3 protein-coding genes are annotated in these 2,569 nt (G+C 66.3%); 1 reads left to right on the forward strand and 2 read right to left on the reverse strand.

Annotated elements, in window-relative coordinates; genetic code table 11:
* Positions 1-272: 272 nt before the first annotated feature.
* A complete protein-coding gene (locus ACLFQI_RS13330; RefSeq protein WP_410760052.1) occupies positions 273-692 on the reverse strand; it encodes a SufE family protein in 420 nt (139 codons plus the stop codon).
* Positions 689-2,065 carry a glycosyltransferase gene (locus ACLFQI_RS13335; protein WP_410760054.1) on the reverse strand — a complete coding sequence of 459 codons (1,377 nt, stop codon included), beginning with the start codon at positions 2,063-2,065 and terminating at the stop codon, positions 689-691. Before ACLFQI_RS13335 ends, ACLFQI_RS13330 begins: the two co-directional genes overlap by 4 nt.
* 63 nt (positions 2,066-2,128) lie before the next feature.
* Here ACLFQI_RS13335 and ACLFQI_RS13340 point away from each other — a divergent pair, with 63 nt between their 5' ends.
* Positions 2,129-2,506: a hypothetical protein gene (locus ACLFQI_RS13340; protein ID WP_410760056.1), complete on the forward strand. Its 378-nt coding sequence runs from the start codon at positions 2,129-2,131 to the stop codon at positions 2,504-2,506.
* Positions 2,507-2,569: the final 63 nt, after the last annotated feature.

A 2,569-nucleotide genomic window follows, 5' to 3' on the forward strand; every position in this document is an offset into this window, starting at 1 on the left:
CAGGTTTTGTCGACATGGTTCTTCTCGATTCAGCCCGTTGAGGCCTGGTTCAGGGGGTGACGCTCAATTTCATCCCGTTGGACTATGGCCGCTCAACCTGATTGCCGGACAATACTGGCCTCGAAGCCTAGATTCCACGGGACATTCGTGTCCGCGCGTCAGGGCGAATGGCGATATCACCATTACCCTGCAAGCAGAGCCTCCGACGAGGCCGCCGAGCAGGCCCAACACGACAGAGCATCCGCTGGTTCGAGCGCGCGCCAGGCCGCCGCTCAGGCACTCGCTTCAACCTCGCGCGCGAGCCGATGGACGCGCTCGATGAAGTGCTCCATGCCGGCCTGCCGGTTGGCGCTGAGATGCTCGGCCAGCCCCAGGCGAGCGATGTAGTCGCTGGGATCGGTGGCGAGCACCTGCCGTGGCGTTTGATGCTGGAAAGGCACCAGCAGCAGCGCCACCAGGCCGCGCACCAGCGGGGTCTCGGCATCGGCGCGATACTCGATTTGCGTCGGCGCGCCGGGCCGTGGACCGGCGGTGAGCCAAGTGCGGGTGTTGCAACCAGGCACCAGATTCGCATCCTGGCGCTCGTCGTCGGCGATCGGAACCAGCTCGCGCGCGAGTTCGCCGATGAACTCGTAACGCGCGTCCCAGTCGTCGATCAGCTCGAAGGCATCGAGAACGTCTTGAATCGTCATGTCAGGCTCCGATTAGGCTCGCTATCAGGATCAAGCGGATCGAGGATGGTCTCTGACGCATGGCTCGGGTTGAGGGCATCGCCGAGACCCGCGCCCGGGTAAGCGTCGAGTTGCGCTCTCGACCTTGCCCTGGATGCCGATGGGGGAATCGACGCGGAGGTCGTCGACTCGGATGCGGACGGCCCCGGCCCCGGCACGGACAATGGAGGCCGCCGGGCCGCCTCGGCGCGCAACAAGGTGCCCGCGTAGAAATCGAGCATGTGCGTGGCGAGCACCGGCGCCGACCAACCGCGCGCATAGGCGCGCGCGCGCGCGGCGAGCTGGGCGCGCAGCTCGGGCTCGCGCAGCAGCCGCAGGCACTGGCGGGCGAAATGGTCCTCGTCATGCTGGGCGATCAGGCAGCCCTCGCCGTCACGCAGCACCTCGCGCGTGCCCATCTCGGCGATCGCGACCACCGGCGTGCCCAGCGCCATGGACTCCAGCAGCACCAGCCCCTGGGTCTCGGTCAGCGAGGAGAAGACGAAGGCCTTGCCCGCGCTGTAACAGTCCTCGAGCGAACCGTCGCGCGCCAGATAGCCGGTGAACAGCACCTGCCGCCGCAGCCCGAGCCGGCGGGTGAGCCGTTGCAGGCGCTTCAGGGCGGGGCCGTCGCCAGCGATGACCAGCAGCACATCCGGCACCTCGGCCTTGACCCGCACCAGCATGCGCAGCAGAAAATCGCAGTTCTTCTCGAACGCCAAACGCCCGACATGGACCAGTAGCGGGCGCTCGCGGTCGATCCCCCAGCGCTGGCGGAAACGCTCACCGTCGCCACGGCTGAACTTGTTCAGATCGATCCCGGTCGGCACCACCTCGGCCGGCCGTTGGATGCCATAGCGGGTGAGCACGTCGAGCATCACCCGCGAGGGCACCGCAAGCGCATCGACATCGTTACACTGCGCGGCGGAGAACCGTCGCGCCGCATAGCGCAACCAGGCCCCGGGTATCAGCGGGATGTACTTGTCCAGGTACTGTTCGAAGAAGGTGTGATAGCTTTCCACCACCGGTACCGAGAGCCAACGCGCCAGCGCCAGCCCGGCGTAGTGAGCCACGAAGGGGGTGTGGATGTGAACCAGATCGAAGCGTTGGGCGCGCAGCCGCTGGCGATAGTCGCGCAACAAGCCCCACCGCATGATGCGATCCTCGGGGTCGAACGGCAGGTAGCGCGAGGGAATGCGAATGATCTCGAACGGGTCCTGTGGGTCCAGGCTCCGCGCGCCATAGCTCGGGGTGATCAGGCTGACCCGATGCCCCTCGGCGACGAGTTCGCGGCCGAAGGTCTGAATCGACGTCGACACCCCATTGACCCGGGGAAAATAAACGTCCGAGATCATCAACACACGCATCGACAGACCAAACCTCGCAAAGATTCACGCAGGGCGGGCGCAAAGTCACGGATGTTACCAGTTCGTTGGACCGCGCGGCCGTCGATTTCCCGCCTCGGCCGCATCCTCTTGTTGCTGCTCGCCGGGACGAGCCATGGCGCGTTCGCGCTGAAGCCGGCCCTATGGGGCTACGGCGTGCGCGGTTGCGTGGAGTATGCGCAGGCCAGCACCGCCGCCGATGCCGGCGACCCGGCCGCCTATCGGCGCTATCAAGACTGGGCAGGCGGCTTCGTCTCCGGGCTCAACCTGGCCCTCGACGAGGATGTGCTCAGCGGTGCCGGCATCGACACCCTGATGCGCCGCACCCTGGACCACTGTAACGCCAACCCCGAGGATGATTTCTTCACCGCCACCATGGACGTGGTGCGCCGGCTGAGTTCATTGCGCTGACCTCGGCTGGGGCGGGCATTGCTCTGGCATTGTTCTGGCGCTGATCCGGTCCTGGACTGGCTC

Origin of the sequence: Halochromatium sp. (genome assembly GCF_046541315.1) — a bacterium.
Taxonomy (GTDB): Bacteria; Pseudomonadota; Gammaproteobacteria; order Chromatiales; family Chromatiaceae; genus Lamprobacter.

Coding starts and splice junctions, on each gene's coding strand:
- ACLFQI_RS13330 (WP_410760052.1), bottom strand. CDS start 692: ATGACGATTCAAGACGTTCTCGATGCCTTCGAGCTGATCGACGACTGG.
- ACLFQI_RS13340 (WP_410760056.1), top strand. CDS start 2,129: ATGTTACCAGTTCGTTGGACCGCGCGGCCGTCGATTTCCCGCCTCGGC.
- ACLFQI_RS13335 (WP_410760054.1), bottom strand. CDS start 2,065: ATGATCTCGGACGTTTATTTTCCCCGGGTCAATGGGGTGTCGACGTCG.